This is a genomic window from Thermopirellula anaerolimosa, assembly GCF_054657335.1.
Map to the genome: position 1 here is coordinate 1077451 of NZ_BAAHYX010000004.1, position 17770 is coordinate 1095220.

Sequence of the window (17770 nt, forward strand, 5' to 3'; positions counted from 1 at the left end):
TGGTTCAGCGCGGCGTTTGCGTCATTGGGCGAGCGCCGACGCTGGGAGCGACCACTCCGCCTGTCCCCGCAGACGAAGACTCCACCGTCTGCGACCAAGTGCGATCCGGCAGATTCGGCTTGAACGGGTCTTCCTTGAAGATTCGCAGCGGATCCACGGCGTTGACCTTCAGCCGTTCGAATTGATAGACCTTCCTCGCCTGCGTGCTGGGATGGGCGCTGGGGTAGAAAAGCTGGAGTGCGAAGACCTCCATGTTCGGCAGCTTCAGAATCAGTTCCGCCTTCAGGAAATTGGCGGCTTCCTGCTGGTACTTGGGATGGGCTTCCAGCCAAATCTCGTCCCGCACATTGCTCGGGGTGATGATCCGCATGTAATAGCGGCGGAGCAGCGATTCGGCGCTCGCCCCAAACAAGAACGGCAACGGTCCCTCCGTGATCGCCTTGCCGCGGAGTTCCGGAGGCAAGACCGTCTCCACCACTTGCTTGGTCTCGAAGCGATATTCGTAGATCGATCGACCGTCGCACAGCCAACGCTCGGGCAGCACGGCGGGTTGGAATCGTCCCTCTCGGGCCTCTTCATCGACCCGGAAGAGCCCTTTGTCCGGTGCCGCGTACAGAATCTTACCGCGACTGATCCGCGCGGGTTCGCTCGGGTTCCCGGAGACGGGATCGAATTCCCACCGCGTGAAATCGCACTCGAACGTCTTGATCGCCGCGCTCCGCTCCTCCCAGGCCTTCAGCACGCGTTCCAGTTGGGCTTGCTCGGCAGGCGAAAGGACGAAGGGAGGCGGCAAGAGCGTGGGGTGCGGAGACGCGGCCTGACCGGGAACAACCGCCGTTGCTCCCGGCGCGGGTGCGGCCGATGGCGGGGCGTATCCCGAGGGCGCGCCGCCGGTTGAGACGCCGGGAGACGCCGCGTACTGCTGGGCCTGCGCCGTCGCGCACGCCGAAATCACCGCCGGTATCAACACGGCAAGCAATGCGACTCGCCCGATGGAACTACCGAACCACGGACGAAATCGGCGCTGTGTCTTCATGCCAAGCATCGTTGATCCTCCCTGATTCACGCGTCGAGCGGTTCCGGCCATCGAGATCGGCGCACAATCCCGCCCCTGCCCGTAGGCGCCCCGGATTGTACCAAGTCGGCCGATTTCCGCCGATAGCAGTTCGCTTGCAAACTACGGATCGATACGGCGGCTATGACATAGAAAAACGTGAAGGAACATTTCAACCGGTAAGGTGCCACCGCAACAGTGCGTATTGACCAGCATGCAATGTTCACAACTCACACATGTCACCCGCACCGCCATCCATTTTCCTTACTTTTGCAACCGCCAGGCGATGGGAAATTGGCGCTTAACAGGCTTGACGCGAAATGTCGCCCACTTGGCATAATAGTAGAAACGGATGCATCTGCCACTCATGCTGGATTGGCAACCCGCGAGGCCGGCTTACTCCCCACTATCGAATGGAAAGATCTCACCAAAAGTGCGGGCAACTCAACCGGCGAGGTTACGTTTTCGCCGATAAGGCGTAACTTCTCAGCGGGGTCCTCGGGAGCAGGCTCATTTCGTCAGATGACGAGGAGACGACAGCATGGCCGACGAACCTCATGTCGCGTCGTCCCTGCATTCGGCCGACTTGCCGGACGGCGCAGCCAAGGAAAAGAAGATCATCGTGGATGAAGATTGGAAAGCCCGGGTCGAGAGGGAACGTGAGGAACTTCGGGCAAAACAGGCTCCCCAGGGTGCCGCCTCGCAAGAGGATGATCCCCCGCTGCCGCCTCCCAGCGTGACTTCCTTGGCGGGAATCCTGGCCCTGGAAGCCATGGCTTGCCTAGGCTCCTTGCCCGACCCATTGTCCGGCAAAGTTCACGTCCGCCTCAACCGCGCCCGACACCTCATCGACACCATCGAATTGCTTCGTCGCTCCACGCAAGGCAACGTCTCGTCCGAAGAGACCGCCGCCTTGGAAGAGATTCTGCACGAACTGCGACTGGGCTTCGTTCAAGTCCAGTCACAGATGGCGACCGGGGGGTGACCTGGAACGCATCCCCTCAATCGTTTCCCGCGAACCGCCCTTGGCGACGGTCCATCCCGCCGCGAAATTGCCGGCGAACCGCCGCCCGAGTGCGAGAAGTGCGATTTCCCGGCGGCAACTCGCTTGCCAAAGTGTCCATCGGACCGCCAACTGCCGCTAGAGATTTACGGGAACGACGGGTTCCAGTGCGACGAGCTCGGGTACCGCCCACCGAACCAAGGCAACCTCATCATGCCATCGCGGCACCTTGCCGAGATGGCGATCTCCCTCGGTTCGGCAAAATCTTTTTCGAGTTATTGATCGGCGGCTATTTCCAGCTAAAATAGCAGTCATAATTGGCGACCTGAGATTTAGGCTCAATTCGCCGCCCCCCTCGCATGCATCCAGCTTTCCCGCCCGGTCCAACCATGCCGCACCCTACAACTCCGAGGACGCTTGGTCGGAATCGTTTTCAGGCCGGTTGGTCGATCGGCGGGGTCGGCTTTCTCTCCGATTCAGGCGATTCAGGCGGATTCGTCCCGTCGCGCCGATTCTTTCCGCCTTGCTACCCACCCCCACGCGTTTTTCATTTGGGAGGCTCTTATGGAACGGTCACCTTGTAAGGGAAATCCGTTTTTCGGTTCCAGTCGCCGCGAGTTCTTGACGCTCGGCGCCTTGGGGATGCTGGGCATCACCCTCGGCGATTTGCTTCGGGCTGGCACCACCGCGGCCGACGAGAATGTGCCGGAAACGTCCGGTAAGGCGAAGGGCATCATTCACATCTTTTTGCCGGGCGGCATGGCCCAACAGGAATCTTTCGACCCCAAGCCCTACGCCCCGTTGGAATATCGCGGTTCCTTCGGCGTGACCAAAACCAAACTGCCGGGCGTGGTCTTCAGCGAAACCGTTCCCAAGATCGCTGAAATCGCGGACAAGATCACCGTCGTTCGTTCGATGTCGCACGGCGAGGCGGCGCACGAACGCGGAACGCACAATATGTTTACCGGCTATCGGCCCAGTCCGGCCTTGGTTTATCCGTCCTTGGGAAGCGTCGTGAGCCACGAACTCGGCTCGCAAGCCAGCTTGCCTCCTTACGTTTGCATCCCCAATCAACCCGATCCCTTCGCCGGGACGGGCTATCTGGGTAGCGCCTTTGGTCCGTTCAGTCTTGGCAGCGACCCGGCACGGCAGGGTTTTCGCGTCCGCGACTTGAGTCTTCCGGCGGACGTAGACGAGGCCCGATTCACACGCCGTCGCACCGCCCTCGACGCCGTGAACGCCCATTTCGCTTCCCTGGAAAAGGCCGATGCCGTGGATGCCATGGATAGTTTCTATCAGGCCGCCTACGACTTGCTCAGTTCCCAGTCTGCGCGTGAGGCGTTCAATTTGGAGGCCGAGCCGGCCGAACTGCGGGACCGTTACGGTCGCAACGAGGCGGGACAACGTCTGCTGATGGCGCGACGATTGGTGGAGGCAGGCGTCCGCGTCGTGACCGTCTCCTACGGCGGATGGGACTTCCATCGCGGCATCGTGGACGGCACCCGACGCTTGATGCCGGCCTTCGACCAAGCCTTCGCCGCGCTGATTCAAGACCTCGATTCGCGAGGGTTGCTCGACGAGGTGATCGTGATGTTGTCCACGGAGTTCGGCCGCACGCCGAAGGTCAACGGCGACGCCGGTCGCGACCACTGGCCCCGCGTATTCAGCATCGTCCTGGCCGGCGGCGGGATTCAGCGCGGCTGCATCCACGGAGCCTCGGACGCGACGGCGGCGGAACCGGATTCGGACGCCATGAATCCGGCCGACCTCTTCGCCACGCTATACCACCTGCTGGGCGTCGATCCCCGCAAGTTGCTCATGGCTCCGGGCGGACGTCCGCAGGCCATCGTTCCCGCCGAAGGCGACGTGCGGCGATCCATCCTGGCCTGAGTTCTCTCGCACGCAAGGAGGCGGCGCCCCGGCAACCCCGGCGCCGTCCTCCTATTTCACTGCAAAGCTTCCAAGAGGTCCCGCCATGTTTTGCCGCGAACGCTACCCGTCGATTCAGGACACCTTGCCCTGCCGCGCGGCCGATCACGCCCCGTCCGCCGCTTCGGCAACGGCACACCTCCCTTGCCGTTTCGCGCGACTGCTGCGAGGCCTACTCGGTGTCGCCGCAGCGGTAATGGCCACGGCGGGGGCCGACCTTTGGGCCGCCGCCCCCGTTTTGCGGCGTGCCATCCCTCAGGGCGTTACCCGAGGCGTCGAAACCGATCTGATCCTCGAAGGAACGCGATTGGATGACGCTCAAGAGGTTTTGTTTTACAAGCCGGGCATCACCGTGCAAAGTCTGTCGGCGGAATCGGCGGGTCGCGTCAAGTTGCGGTTGTCCGTCGCCCCGGACTGCGCCATAGGCGACCTCGGCCTGCGGCTTCGCACCGCAACCGGCATCAGCAACCTGATCACGGTTGCGGTAGGATCCTTACCCATCGTCGACGAAACCGAACCGAACGGCAAACCGGAGGAGGCGCAAAGCATTCCTTGGAATGTAACGGTTCATGGCGTGGTCTTGAATGAGGACGTGGACTACTTTCGCGTCGATGGCAAGGCAGGCGACGTGCTCAGCGTCGAGGTGGAAGGTCTACGTCTGGGAGAGTCGTTCTTCGACCCCTATCTCGCGGTGACCGACGAACGTCGCTTTGTGCTAGCCGCCGTCGATGACAATCCCGTGACGCGGCAAGATGCCTGTCTCTCGGTCACCTTACCCGCGGACGGACCGTATTTCATCGAGCTGCGCGAAAGTGCCTTCGGCGGTTCCGAAGCGTGTCGTTATCGCCTGCACGTGGGGAGTTTCCCGAGGCCCACGGCGGTATTCCCCACGGCGGCCAAACCCGGCGAAACGCTCACGCTCGAATGCCGCGACGGTGCCGGGCGAACTTGGCAGCAAGAGGTCTCCCTGCCGAGCGACGCCGCCGGAACCGTGCCCGTCTTCGCCGAGCAGGAGTCCCGACTGTCGCCGTCGCCGAATTGGGTTCGCGTCAGCGGTTGGGATCGCGTCCTCGAAGTCGAGCCGAATGAGTCCTTCGACCAGGCCACGGCTTTCACCGCGCCGTGCGTTCTGTGCGGCAGGATCGGCGCTCCCGGCGACCGGGATCGCTTTCGCTTTTCGGCCAAAAAAGGCGAGGTTTGGGATGTCCGCGTCTATGCTCGCGAATTGCGAAGCCCCTTGGATTCGGTGTTGAACATATCGCGGGCGACGGGTCAAGGCGTGGCGGGAAACGATGACGCCGTCGGCCCGGACAGCCAGATTCGCTTTACCGCCCCCGATGACGGCGATTATGTGCTGTCGATCCAGGATCAACTCTTGGATGGCGGGCCGGACCACGTTTACTGCGTGGAGGTGACGCCGGTGCAACCGCAAATCGTCTTGTCCCTTCCCGAGCGGGAGGTCTTCCAGGATATCACCGTAGCCGTTCCCCGCGGCAACCGCTTGGCCATGATGGTCGCCGCCCAACGGATCGACTTCGACGCCGAAACCGTGCTGCAATTCGGCGAACTGCCCGGCGGGATGTCCGTCCAAGCGGAAAACATCCCGGCAGGGGTCGGCGCCGTCCCGGTGCTGATCTCGGCGGACGAGTTGGCCGAACCGAACGGGCGACTGGTGGAGCTGATCGGGCGATCGACGCTAGGGGATCGAACCGTGGAAGGACGCCTGCGGCAGCGGACCTCGCTGATTCGCGGACAAAACGACCGCGAAATCTGGAATTACACGGCGGATCGATGCGCCGCCGCCGTTACGGCACCTGCCCCTTTTTCCCTGGAAATCGTTCAACCCAAGGTCCCCATCGTGCAAGGGGGCACGATGCGGTTGAAGGTCGCGGCCAAGCGGAACGAGGGCTTCAAGGCCCCCATCCAACTGCAAATGCTGTACAATCCGCCCGGGCTGTCCACGCCCACCACTGTCACCCTGCCCGGCGATGTCAACGAGGTCGCCGTGCCGATCACCGCGACGCCTCAGGCCGCCGTCGGTCGCTACAAGGTCGCCGTCTTGGGTACGGCGGACGTCGGTAACGGGACGGTCACCGTCTCCACGCAATTGGCCGATTTGGAGATCGCCGCGCCCTTCTTCGCGTTCGAGTTTCCCAGCATGGCATTGGAGCAAGGCCAGGGCGGTCCCTACGTGGTCCGCGTTCAGGTCGCGCGGGAGTTTCCGGGCGAAGCCACCGCGGAGTTGGTCGGCTTGCCCCCGGGCGTGACGGCAGAACCGCAGAAACTGACGAAAGATACCACCGAGCTGAAGTTTGCTTTGCAAACGTCGGCGGACAGTCCGCCGGGACAACACAAATCGCTGCGCTGCGTCTCGGTCGTGACCGTGGACGGCGAACCGATCGAGCACCTGTTCGGTCCGGGCGAGTTGGTCATTCAAAAGCCGGCCCCGCCCAAGGCCGATGCTCCGCCGGTGGCGCAACCGAACCCGCAACCGGCAGCGCCCGCCCTTAGTCGTCTCGAACAACTGCGACAAAGACGGCAGGCTGCGGCAACTGCCCAATGAACTGCGTTTTAAGTGGATTCCAGTCCGACATCCCCAAACCGTCGCCGATAACCAAGGCTCCCTCATAACCAGACGAGGTTTTCGTCATGATCGCCACCCCCGGCTTTCCGACATCCCGCGACGCGGCCCAAGGTCGTGGCCGGTCGGATGCATTCCTGTCTCCCATCCTTGCAAAGATCGGAGCACGTCGTTCGCGGACCGGCGGTTGGGACCGGTCGCGGCCTCATCGTTTTGCCGGAGTCTTCGTGCTTCTTTCCGCGGCGTTGGGGGCTTTCGCCGCGGCGGCGCAAGAGCAACCGGTTAGCCCCGCGAACGTGCAAATTCGCTGCTATCCCCCGGATATTCGCTTGGACAACGGACTGGATCACCAGTCGTTCATCGTCATGGCGGTTCGACCGGACGGGGTCACTCAAGATATCACCGCGACCGCCGAGAAGCAGATCGCCAATGCCGCCGTGGCTACCGTCGACGGAAATCGCATCGTGCCGGTCGCCGACGGCCAAACCACTCTGATCGTTCGTTACGCCGATCAGGAGGTGTCGATACCGGTGTTCGTGCAAAACGCGACGGCCAAACCGTCCGTCAGCTTCATGCTCGACGTGATGCCGTCGTTCTCGCGTGCCGGTTGCAATACGGGCGGTTGTCACGGCGCAGCGCGGGGCAAGGACGGATTCCGGCTTTCGCTCTTCGGTTACGACCCTGCGGGCGACCACTTCCGCATCACCCGGGAACTTCCGTTCCGCCGCATCAATTTGGCCATCCCGGAGGAATCGCTGTTGGTCCAAAAGGCGGTGGGCGCCGTGCCGCACACCGGCGGCAAGCGATTCGAAACCGACAGCGAATCCTACCGCGTGCTGGTCGACTGGCTCAAGGCGGGCGCGCCCTACGACGGCGACCAAGCTCCCAAAGTCGTCGGGTTGGAGGTCTATCCGCCTGCTTCGGTGCTGGAGGGAAGCGGCGCCGAGCAACATCTGGTCGCAAGGGCCAAGTACTCCGACGGCACGGACCGCGACGTCACGAATTGGGCGACGTTCATTTCCAACAACGACAACTCCGCCGCCGTCACCCCGGACGGTCGCGTGACCGCCGGAAAGCGAGGCGAAGCCTTTGTCTTGGCCCGTTTCGAAGGCAAGACCGTCGCTTCGCAGGTGCTGGTGCTGCCCGCGGACCTGCAATACACGCCGCCGCAAGAGCAACCCGCCAATTACATCGACGAATTGGTCCTCGCCAAACTCGCCAAGCTTCGGATCACCCCCAGTCCGATCTGCGACGACGCCACGTTCCTCCGCCGCGTCACGCTGGATATTGTGGGCCGACTGCCGACGGAAGAAGAGTGGCGTGAATTCACGGCCGATACCTCCCCGGACAAGCGGGCCAAGATCATCGACCGCCTGTTGGAACGGAAGGAATTCGCGGAAATCTGGGGAATGAAGTGGGCCGAATTGCTGATGATTCGTTCCAGCAACACGGTCAGCGTTAAGTCCGCTTTTCTGTACAACCAGTGGCTGACGGAAGGCATCGCCAAGAACACCCCCGTCAATGTGCTCTTTCGCGAGATGCTCGCGGCAAGCGGCGGGACTTTTCGCAATCCAGCCACGAATTTCTATCAGGTCGAAACCGACACCCTGAAAACGACCGAGAATGTGGCGCAGCTATTCATGGGCGTCCGCATTCAGTGCGCTCAATGCCACAATCACCCCTTCGATCGCTGGACGATGGACGACTACTACGGTTTCGCCGCGTTCTTTGCCCAGATTGGTCGGAAGACGGGCGAAGATTACCGCGAAACCATCGTCTTCAACCGCGGCAACGGCGAGGTCCGCCATCCCGTGGGCAATCGCGTGATGAAGCCGAAGTTTCTGGGAGGCGACGAACCGGACACTGCCGGCAAGGATCGCCGGGAACTCTTGGCGGAGTGGCTCACCTCGCCGGAGAACCCCTTCTTCGCCGTCAACCTCGGCAATCGCATTTGGGCCCATTTCTTCGGCATCGGCATCGTGGAGCCGGTGGACGACGTTCGCGTCAGCAATCCCCCGTCCAATCCTGAACTCTACGAAGCCTTGGGCCGCAAGCTCGTCGAGTATGATTTCGACTTCAAGCGACTGGTCCGCGACATTTGCAATTCCAACACCTATCAACGTTCGCTGGAGAGCAATTCCTCCAACATCGAAGATACGCGCAACTTCGCGAGGGCCATCCCCCGGCGCATTCAGGCCGAAATGCTCCTCGATTGCATCAATCAGGTGACCGAAACCCAGGAGAAGTTTCGCGGCCTGCCGTTGGGCGCTCGCGCCGTGCAGATCGCGGACGGCGCCACATCGAATTACTTCCTGACCACCTTTGGGCGTTCGTCGCGCGAATCGGTGTGTGCCTGCGACGTGAAGACATCCCCCACCTTGTCGCAAGCCCTGCACCTGATCAACGGCCAGACCGTCGAGACCAAGATACGGCAGGGCGGTTTGATCGCGCGCCTGCTGGATGCCGGAAAAACCCCGGAGGAAGTCGTATCCTCGCTCTACATCAGGGCATTCAGTCGGGAACCCACCGCCGAGGAAAAGGCGAAGCTTGCCGAGATCATCGCTTCGGCGGCCAACCCGCGGCAAGGCCTGGAAGACGTCTTTTGGGCCGTATTGAACTCCCGAGAATTCGTCTTCAATCACTGAAGCAAAACGAGTTTCGACGCCTCATATGAACCAACCCATCGCCGGCGGATCGTCCGCGGACAGCAAGAGGACGACAACCATGCACGCTTTATTTCATCGCCGAAAACGCGGTTCTTGGCGGATTGCCCGATGCATCGCGCCGGTTGCCCTGTCGGTGTTCGCCTTGGCGGCAATACCCAATCGCCCGGCGATCGCGGCGGAGGGCGACGCCGCGGCGTTGGAAAGAATCACGTATGCGGATCACGTGCGTCCCATTCTCCGCGAGCATTGCTTCCTCTGCCACAATCAGAACCGCGCCCAAAACGATCTCAAGTTGGACAACTACGAGAACTTGATGGCGGGCGGGGCTTCCGGACCGGCGGTCGAACCGGGAGACGCAGAAAACTCATACCTTTACATGCTCGTTAGCCACAGCGAGCAGCCCTTCATGCCGCCCAATGCGGATCGCTTGCCGGACGAAAAACTGTCCCTCATCAAACGTTGGATCGAGGGCGGGGCTTTGAAGGATGCCGGTTCCACCGCCGCCAAGCCGAAAAACCAGATGGATTTGTCTTTGGCCGTGGGCGATCAACCGCAGGGCACGCCGATCATGCCGGAGAATCTTCCGAAAGCGCCGGTGACCACCACGGCCCGACCCGGCGCCGTCACAGCGGCGGCGTCCGCCCCCTGGGCGCCCCTCACCGCCGTAGCCGGACAGCACCAAGTCGTGCTGTACAACAACGAATCCGGGGAGCTATTGGGAATCCTGCCCTTTCCCGAGGGCACGCCCCATGTCATTAAGTTCAATCGGGCCGGTTCCATCCTGCTGGTCGGCGGCGGCAAGGCCGCCCTCCGCGGTTTGGTCGTGCTCTTCGACGTCAAGACGGGCAACCGTCTGGCGGAGTTGGGCGACGAATTGGACGTCGTCCTGGCCGCCGACATCTCGCCCGACAACAAGCTTGTCGCCCTCGGCGGTCCGCAAAAGACCGTCCGAGTGTACGACACCGCCGAGGGAAACGAAGTCTACTCGATCAAAAAGCACACCGACTGGGTGACCGCCCTGGAATTCAGCCCGGACGGCGTCCTGCTCGCTACGGCGGATCGCAGCGGCGGCGTATCGGTCTGGGAGGCCGACACGGGCCGGGAGTATCAGACCTTGGCCGGCCATTCCGCCATGGTCAACGATCTGAGTTGGCGGTCCGACTCCAACCTTCTCGCCACTGCCGGACAAGACGGTTCCGTACGGTTATGGGAAATGGAGCGCGGGCGTCAAGTTCGCGCCATCAACGCCCACGCCGACGGCGTGACCGCCGTCGAGTTCTTCCGCGACGGTCGCCTTGCCACCTGCGGTCGGGATCGTCTTTGCAAGACCTGGGACGCATCCGGCAAACAGCTTCGGCAATTCGGCCCCTTGCCCGACTTGGCCATGGTTGTCACCGTCTCGCACGACAATGCCCGCGTAGCGGTCGGCGACTTTGCCGGCGATTTCATCCTGTGGAATGCGGAGGACGGCAAGGAACTGGCGAAATTGGCGACCAACCCCGCAGCCCCGCAATAGGCTCGCGTCCGCCGATACGCGTCACCTCGAACGCCGGCAATGCCGTGAGTGCATCCTTATTCGAGGTAGCGTTCGCACTCGCGCGCCGGTCTCTGAACTGCGAAGCGGCCGAGTCGGCAGGTTTCAGGTATTGAGTTCGACCGCCTCTTCCCAATGGGCGTAGAGCCTTTGCAGCTTCTCCGCCAATTCGTCCAGGTCCGATTTCAGTTGCTTGACGCGTTCCCCGTTGCGATGGGTTTCGGGCAAGGCCAACTCTTGATGTATCTCTTGGACGCGATTCTCATGCTCCAAAATATCGCGCTCGATATCCTCGACCTTGCGATAGGGGAATCGTCGCTTGCGTTTGGCCGGCCCTTCGCCGTCGGAGCGGGAAGCGCGGCCTCGGCCCGACTCGTGCGACTCGCGGTCGGCGGCGACCCCCGTTTTCGCCCCGGCGTCAACAGACGCCGACTCCGCAGCAAACGCGTAAGACGAGTAATTGCCGTATACCACCCGGACCCGATCGCCCTCGAACACCAACAGGTGGTCGGCGACTTGGTCGATGAAGTAGCGGTCGTGGCTGACGAAGAGCACGGTCCCGTCGAATCGTCCGAGGGCTTTTTCCAACGCCGCCCTCGCCCAAAGGTCCAAATGGTTGGTCGGTTCGTCCAGCACCAGAAAGTTGGCTTTGGCGGCGGTCAACCGCGCCAGGGCCACGCGGCAACGTTCTCCGCCGCTCAGTTGGCATAGCGGTCGCAGCGCCCGATCTTGCGTGATGCCAAACTTGGCCAGCAAATCACGACGGCGCTGTTCCACCAAATCCGCGTTCACGGTGTCGGTGGTGAGCACGGCGTCCACGGCGGGCAGGTTCTCGTCCCAGTCCTCCAAGTGCTGATCGAAGTAGCCGATTTCGACGTTGTGCCCGCGGATGATTCGGCCTTCGTCGGGAGCGATCCGCCCCAACAGGCACTTCAGCAGTGTGGTCTTGCCGCAACCGTTCGGCCCCAGAATTCCCCAGTGTTCGCCCCGGGCGATCTCGAAACTCAACCCGCGGAAAAGCGGCTTGCCGAACGATTTGCCCAGGTTTTCCACACGCAAAACGACGTCGCCGCTGCGTTCGGCGGGCGTGAAAGCGATGGGCGGGGCCTGGATCTCCCGCGGCGGCGGCACCAACTCGATGCGTTCCAACTTCTTGCGCCGGTCTTGGGCCTGTGCCGCTTTTTGGCCGTAGTGGTGGCGCCGGATGAATTCCTCGGCCTTGGCGATCTCCTCTTGTTGCTTGGCGTACGTCCGCTTGGCCACCAACAGGCGTTCCTCTTTGTGCTTGAGGTACGCCGAGAAGTTGCCCGCATAGCATTCCACGGTCCCGCGGAAAAGCTCGGCCGTGTAATTGGTGACGCGATCCAGGAAAAAGCGATCGTGGCTGACGATGATCATCGCAGCCCGGTGCTCAGCCAGGAACCCCTCCAGCCACCGCGTCGCGTCGATGTCGAGGTGATTGGAAGGCTCGTCCAGCAGCATCAAGTCCGGTTCGGCCAAGAGAAGCTGCGCCAGAACCAGGCGGTTTTGCTCGCCGCCGCTGAGTCGGGCCGCCTCCTGCTCGAACATGGCCGGCGTGAAGCCCAAGCCCTCCAGAACCCGCTCGATCTTGTGCTCGAGGTGATACGCGTCCAGGCGGTGAAGTTCCTGTTGGAGGAAATCGAATCGGGCGGCCCAACGGCGATGTTCTTCCTCCGGCATCGGACAGGAAAGCCGAGCGGCGGTCTCTTCGGCTTCGCGCTGAAGGCGATAGAGCGGCGCGAGCGCTGCGGCGGCCTCCTGCCGCACGGTGCGACCCGGTTCGAAGCGAGGGTGTTGCTCCAAATACCCGATCCGCGGCGATCCCACCGGTTCGCAGACCCCGCCGTCGCCCTCCTCTTGCCCGGCGATAATCCGCAGAAGCGTCGTCTTGCCGGCGCCGTTGGGGCCTACCAGGCCGATCCTCCGCCCGGCGAAGACGTCGAGGTTCACACCGTCCAAGACCGCCTCGGGGCCGTATCGCTTACGAAGACCTTCGATGTGAACGAGCAGCATGGCGGAAGGGAGATTCGGGCCGTTTCCGCCCGTCACAAGCCCACGATGTTGTAACCGCAATCGACGTGCACGATCTCGCCCGTGATCCCCGAAGAATCGGACCCCAGCAGGAACAGGCCGACGCCGGCCAATTCCTCGAACTCGACGTTTCGACGGAGGGGACTTTTTTCGGCGGCATGCCGCTGCATTTCGTCGAAGCCCGAGATGCCCGCCGAACTGAGCGTCCGCACGGGCCCGGCGCTGATGGCGTTGACGCGAATCCTGCTCGGCCCCAAGTCCCAGGCCAAGTAGCGAACGCTGTGCTCCAAGGCGGCCTTGCACACGCCCATCAGGTTGTAGCCCGGCATGACCTTTTCACCGCCGAAGTAGCTGATGGTCACGATGGAACCGCCGTTCTCCATGAGCGGTTTGGCCGCGCGACTGACGGCGACCAGGCTGTAGGCCGAGATGTCCATCGCCAAATGCCAGCCTTCGCGCGTCGTCTCGAAGTACGGATTGCGAAGCTCCGACGGCGGAGCGAAGGCGATCGCGTGCAAGACGAAATCGAGTCGCCCATAGGCGTCGTCGATCGCCGTGAAGACCTCGGCGATATTGTCGTCCGATTGGACGTCGCACGGAAGCACCAATTTGGGTTCGTGCGATTCCACCAGACGCTTGACGCGGCGTTCGCTGGACGGACCCGGCAAATGGGTATAGATCAACTCGGCGCCCCCGGCGTGCAATCGTTCGGCGATCGCCCATGCGATGCTGCGATCGTTCGCCACGCCCATGATCAAACCGACTTTGTCTTTCATCATCGCCATCGTTCGATTAATCCTCGAAACGGCCGCGCACGGTACCCGTCGCTCGGAATGCTAATTATACGCGGCCGCGCCCGGCGGAAGCGTCATTCTCGCCGACAACTCCCAAACCTTCCGCCGCCCGACCGCGCTGCCGACTCGCGCCGCCGCGTCTCAAGCCGCGGACGGGACCGGCCCTGCCAGAACGTCGTATTCATCCAAGGGCGACGTGTCGCCGCTCATGATTTGGCGGCAATACGTCTCCAACAAGGGCATGCGCGTGTCGATGAACCGCCGAGCCACCCGGCGCTTGCGATCATTGGCGGCAGCCTGCCCCAACAGCAGATGCCCCACGATTACGATGATCGCGGAATCGACGAGGCGTCGCCCGGCCAGATCCAAGAACGCCGTCGCCTGCGACTTGGCGAACTGAACCGCCTCTTGAATCCGTTTGCGACCCTCGATCAGTCGTTGCTTCAACTCTTCGAGTTGCGGGTCGTCGTACACCTTGGCTTCATGATCGGCCGTATAGCTCTCGAAGGATCCCGAGGCCACGCCGCGAACCGCGGCCACGATCTGCAACTGGCTGGTTCCTTCGTAGATCGTTGTGATGCGGGCATCTCGCAGGTAACGCTCCGCCGCGTAATCCTTCATGTAGCCCGACCCGCCGAGAACCTGGATCGCGTCGTTCGAAACCTGGACGCACATTTCGGACGCGTAGTACTTGCTCATGGGCGTCAGCATGCCGTTGACGCGCTTGAGCGTGCGACTGAGTTGCTTGCGCCGCTTCTGTTCGTCTGCCGGTAAATCTTTGACGGTTTCCAAGATGCGCAAGTTGTTGTTTTCGAAATCGCAGATGCGACTGGTTTCGTAAGTCAGGGCGCGGGCGGCCTCCACCGCGATCTTCATCTCCGTCACCAACTCCGCCACCGCCGGCAGGCGTTCGATGGGCACGCCGAACTGTTGCCGCGTATGGGCGTAGATGCGAGCCAAACGGAAGGCCGCCTCCGCGATGCCCAGCGACTGCGCCGCGATTCCCACCCGAGCGCCGTTCATGAGCGCCATGACGTACGTGATCAAACCCCGTTGACGCTCGCCGATCAGCCGCGCGGGCGTATCCTCGAAAACCAATTCGCACGTCGGCGAACCGTGGATGCCCAGCTTTTCCTCCAGGTGCCGGACGCGGACGCTCTCGCACCGCTCCGTGATGAAGAGACTCAATCCCCGACCGTCGTGAATTTCCGGTTCGCTCCGCGCCAAGACCAGCAGGATCTCGCCGCAACCGTTGGTGATGAACCGCTTGACCCCGTTCAATCGCCAAACGCCTTGCTCGTCCTGATAAGCGCGAAGCCGTACGGCCTGCAAGTCGCTGCCGGCGTCCGGTTCCGTCAGCACCATGGCGCCGGTCACCTCCCCGTATGCGAAACGGGGCAAGACTTCGTCTTTGATACCTTCGTCGGCGAACGCGTTGATCGTCTCGGCGATCCCTTGCAAGCCGAACAGATTCATGAACGAGGCATCCGCCCGACTGACGATCTCGGTGGCCATGGTGTAAATGATGTTCGGGCAATTCAACCCGCCGTATTTCCTCGGCAGCGTGAAGCCCATCAAATCCGCCTGAGCCATGCGCCGCAGATTCTCGCGGACCAGGGGATGCAGCGTGACGGTCCCGTCCTCGTTGAGCGTATTCCCTTCTCGATCGACGGTCTCGGCATTTGGCGCGATGACGTCGGCGGCGACTTGGCCTACGATCTCCAAGACGCGCCGATAGTTGTCCACGGCGTCTTCGGCGTCGGTGGGCACGTAATCGGCGTCGCCGTTCAGGGCGTACGCCTCCTGCGCCTCGGCCACCTCGCGCAAGTCGATATGATCGAAGAGGAATCGAATATCGTCGTTATCCAGGAAAAAGTTACCCACGGTGGTTCTCCCTCAAGCGGGTCCCGTTTGGTTTGGGGTTGAACTCCGATCACCTTTTGCCGGCGCCGGCGACGCCGATTCGGGGGCGATTCGCGCAGGCATGTATTTCCACGCGTCACCCAACCGCTTACCGCCGACTCAGCGACGCTTCTCCCGCAAGGCCTTGATCATCATGGGAATGACCTTCTTCAAATCTCCGACGATGCCGTAATGGGCGACCGAGAAAATGGGGGCGTTGGGATCGGTATTGATGGCGATGATCTTGGCGGATTCTTCCATACCTGCCCGATGCTGCACCGCTCCGGAAATCCCCGCCGCGATGTACAGCGCCGGTCGCACGGTGGTCCCCGTCTGGCCGATTTGATGCTCCTTGCCGATGTAGCCGCCATCCACGGCCGCGCGGCTGGCGCCGACCGCCCCTCCGATCGCGCCCGCCAACTCGTGAATGAGGCGAAAGTTCTCCTTGCTGCCCACGCCGCCGCCTCCCGCCACGATCACCCGCGCACCCTTCAGATTCACCTTTCGCGGTTCGACGTGCCTCTCCAACAGACGCAAGGCCAACAGCGACTCATCCAACTCCACCGTTTCGTCCACGATCTCGCCGTCGCGGTCGGGGTCGGGGGGAAGCAGGGGCATAACGCCCTCGCGGACGGTCGCCATCTGCGGCCAACGATCGTAGTTGACGATGGTGGCGATGATATTTCCGCCGAACGCGGGACGGATCTGCAAAAGCAGGTTGCGGTGCGTCTCCTTGGTTTTGGGATCGGTCACGTCGCCGATTTGGAGGTCGGTGCAGTCGGCGGTCATTCCCGCCCGCAGCGCCGAGGCCACCCGAGGCGCCAGGTCCCGACCCAGCGGCGTCGCGCCGTACATGACGATCTGCGGCCGATGGCGTTCGACCAACGTCGTCACGACCCGAGCATAGGGCAGCGTCTGAAAGTGGGCCAGCTTGGCGTCGTCAACCACATACACGCGGTCGGCGCCGTGGGCGATGAGTTTCTTCGCCAGCCCTCGCACCTGATACCCCGGCAGGACCGCTCCCACCGGAACTTTCAATGTGTCGGCCAGTTGCCTGGCCTTGCCGCAAAGCTCCAAGACGACGTCGTGCAGCGAACCGTCTTCCTGCTCCGCGTAGACCCAAACCTCGCCTTGCCGGTTGACATCAATCATGGCGCTTGCCGTGTTCATGGAAAGTACTGATGGTTGCCTGGAACGATAACCCCCCGGCCTCCGCACGGCGTTTGTCCGTTCACGGCGGCCGAAGTCCGCCCCAACCTCACCCCAATGTGCGTTCGACGATCAGTTCGTGAATCAGTTGCCCCACGCCTTCCTCGGTCGCCGGAATCTCGGTGAATCCCTTCTTGGACAGGACGATCGCCTGAACGCGAAAGACCTTGGTCGGCGAGCCTGCCAACCCGCAACGGTCCAGTTCGGCGTGAATGTCATCCAGATTCCACTGCTCGATCATCAGGCCTTGACGGCGCAGTTCCTCGGTACGACGCCCGATTTCGTCCTGAATCTCCTCGTCCGAAACGGCACCCAAGGACTTCTTGACCTCGGCCTCGATCTCGGCGGGCACGCGAGCACGTTTGTGGCGCATAACCCGCCGCGCGGCGGGCGGTCGCGGTTGATTGGCCGTTGCGATCACGGTAATCAAAGCCGGCAGGCGGACTTCCACTAATTCCCAACCGTTGCCCACATTACGGCGCACCCGGGCACGGTCCCCGTCCAGATTGACCAGTTCTTCCAGGTAGGTCACTTGCGGAATGCCCAGCTTCTCCGCGATTTGCGGCCCGACCTGAGCGGTGTCGCCGTCAATCGCCTGTCTGCCGCACATCACGATGTCGTAGCGGCCGACCGTCTCGATGGCTCGGGCGAGAATGTAGCTGGTGGCCAAGGTATCGCTCGCGGCGGCGCGACGATCCGTGAGCAGAATTGCCCGATCGGCCCCCCGAAACAAACAGTCGCGAAGGACGTCGGCGGCCTTGGGAGGCCCCATGCTGATGGCGGTCACCGTTCCCCCGAACCGATCCCGGGCGTCGAGAGCAGCTTCCAAGGCGTTCAAGTCTTCGGGATTGAAAATCGTCGGCAGGGCGGCACGATTCACGGTGCCGTCCTCTTTCATGGCCTCGGCTGTCACATTGGCCGTGTCCGGAACCTGCTTCACGCAAACGATGATGTCGTAAGGCACCTTTCGCTCTCCACGATGCAAGGGAGCCTGCCGGATCGGAAACGTGGAAACATCGAACCCGCCGCGGCAGAGAGGATTTGCG

The 17770-nt window shown here is 62.4% G+C and carries 11 protein-coding genes; 5 read left to right on the plus strand and 6 right to left on the minus strand.

The window, feature by feature from the left end; all coding sequences use genetic code 11:
• Positions 1 to 4 precede the first annotated feature (4 nt).
• On the minus strand, positions 5 to 1036 hold the full coding sequence (locus ACYQ6J_RS04625; RefSeq protein ID WP_460183023.1) for a TIGR03009 domain-containing protein: 1032 nt from the start codon (positions 1034 to 1036) through the stop codon (positions 5 to 7).
• Positions 1037 to 1595: 559 nt separating this feature from the next.
• Here ACYQ6J_RS04625 and ACYQ6J_RS04630 point away from each other — a divergent pair.
• The 5 genes from ACYQ6J_RS04630 to ACYQ6J_RS04650 all read left to right on the plus strand — a co-directional run bounded on the left by ACYQ6J_RS04630 (position 1596) and on the right by ACYQ6J_RS04650 (position 10749).
• Positions 1596 to 2039, plus strand: a complete 444-nt coding sequence (locus ACYQ6J_RS04630; RefSeq protein WP_460183024.1) for a DUF1844 domain-containing protein — start codon at positions 1596 to 1598, stop codon at positions 2037 to 2039.
• A gap of 582 nt (positions 2040 to 2621) precedes the next feature.
• Positions 2622 to 3947, plus strand: a complete 1326-nt coding sequence (locus ACYQ6J_RS04635) for a DUF1501 domain-containing protein (protein WP_460183025.1) — start codon at positions 2622 to 2624, stop codon at positions 3945 to 3947.
• Positions 3948 to 4032: 85 nt separating this feature from the next.
• Entirely contained in the window at positions 4033 to 6549 is a 2517-nt protein-coding gene (locus ACYQ6J_RS04640) for a PPC domain-containing protein (RefSeq protein ID WP_460183026.1), read from the plus strand.
• Positions 6550 to 6635: 86 nt separating this feature from the next.
• Positions 6636 to 9212 carry a DUF1549 domain-containing protein gene (locus ACYQ6J_RS04645; protein WP_460183027.1) on the plus strand — a complete coding sequence of 859 codons (2577 nt, stop codon included), beginning with the start codon at positions 6636 to 6638 and terminating at the stop codon, positions 9210 to 9212.
• Positions 9213 to 9291: 79 nt separating this feature from the next.
• Positions 9292 to 10749, plus strand: a complete 1458-nt coding sequence (locus ACYQ6J_RS04650) for a WD40 domain-containing protein (protein ID WP_460183028.1) — start codon at positions 9292 to 9294, stop codon at positions 10747 to 10749.
• A gap of 123 nt (positions 10750 to 10872) precedes the next feature.
• Here the strand turns inward: ACYQ6J_RS04650 and ACYQ6J_RS04655 are convergent, their stop codons facing one another.
• The 5 genes from ACYQ6J_RS04655 to ACYQ6J_RS04675 form a co-directional block, all read right to left on the minus strand.
• Positions 10873 to 12861 carry an ABC-F family ATP-binding cassette domain-containing protein gene (locus ACYQ6J_RS04655; protein ID WP_460183029.1) on the minus strand — a complete coding sequence of 663 codons (1989 nt, stop codon included), beginning with the start codon at positions 12859 to 12861 and terminating at the stop codon, positions 10873 to 10875.
• Entirely contained in the window at positions 12834 to 13604 is a 771-nt protein-coding gene (locus ACYQ6J_RS04660) for an enoyl-ACP reductase FabI (protein ID WP_460183030.1), read from the minus strand. The genes ACYQ6J_RS04655 and ACYQ6J_RS04660 overlap by 28 nt, the downstream gene beginning before the upstream one ends.
• Positions 13605 to 13754: 150 nt before the next feature.
• On the minus strand, positions 13755 to 15497 hold the full coding sequence (locus tag ACYQ6J_RS04665) for an acyl-CoA dehydrogenase family protein (protein WP_460183031.1): 1743 nt from the start codon (positions 15495 to 15497) through the stop codon (positions 13755 to 13757).
• Positions 15498 to 15635: 138 nt separating this feature from the next.
• Positions 15636 to 16667, minus strand: coding sequence for an electron transfer flavoprotein subunit alpha/FixB family protein (locus ACYQ6J_RS04670; protein WP_460183032.1), 1032 nt, complete (start codon positions 16665 to 16667; stop codon positions 15636 to 15638).
• Between the two features lie 106 nt (positions 16668 to 16773).
• Positions 16774 to 17688, minus strand: a complete 915-nt coding sequence (locus ACYQ6J_RS04675; protein WP_460183033.1) for an electron transfer flavoprotein subunit beta/FixA family protein — start codon at positions 17686 to 17688, stop codon at positions 16774 to 16776.
• Positions 17689 to 17770: the final 82 nt, after the last annotated feature.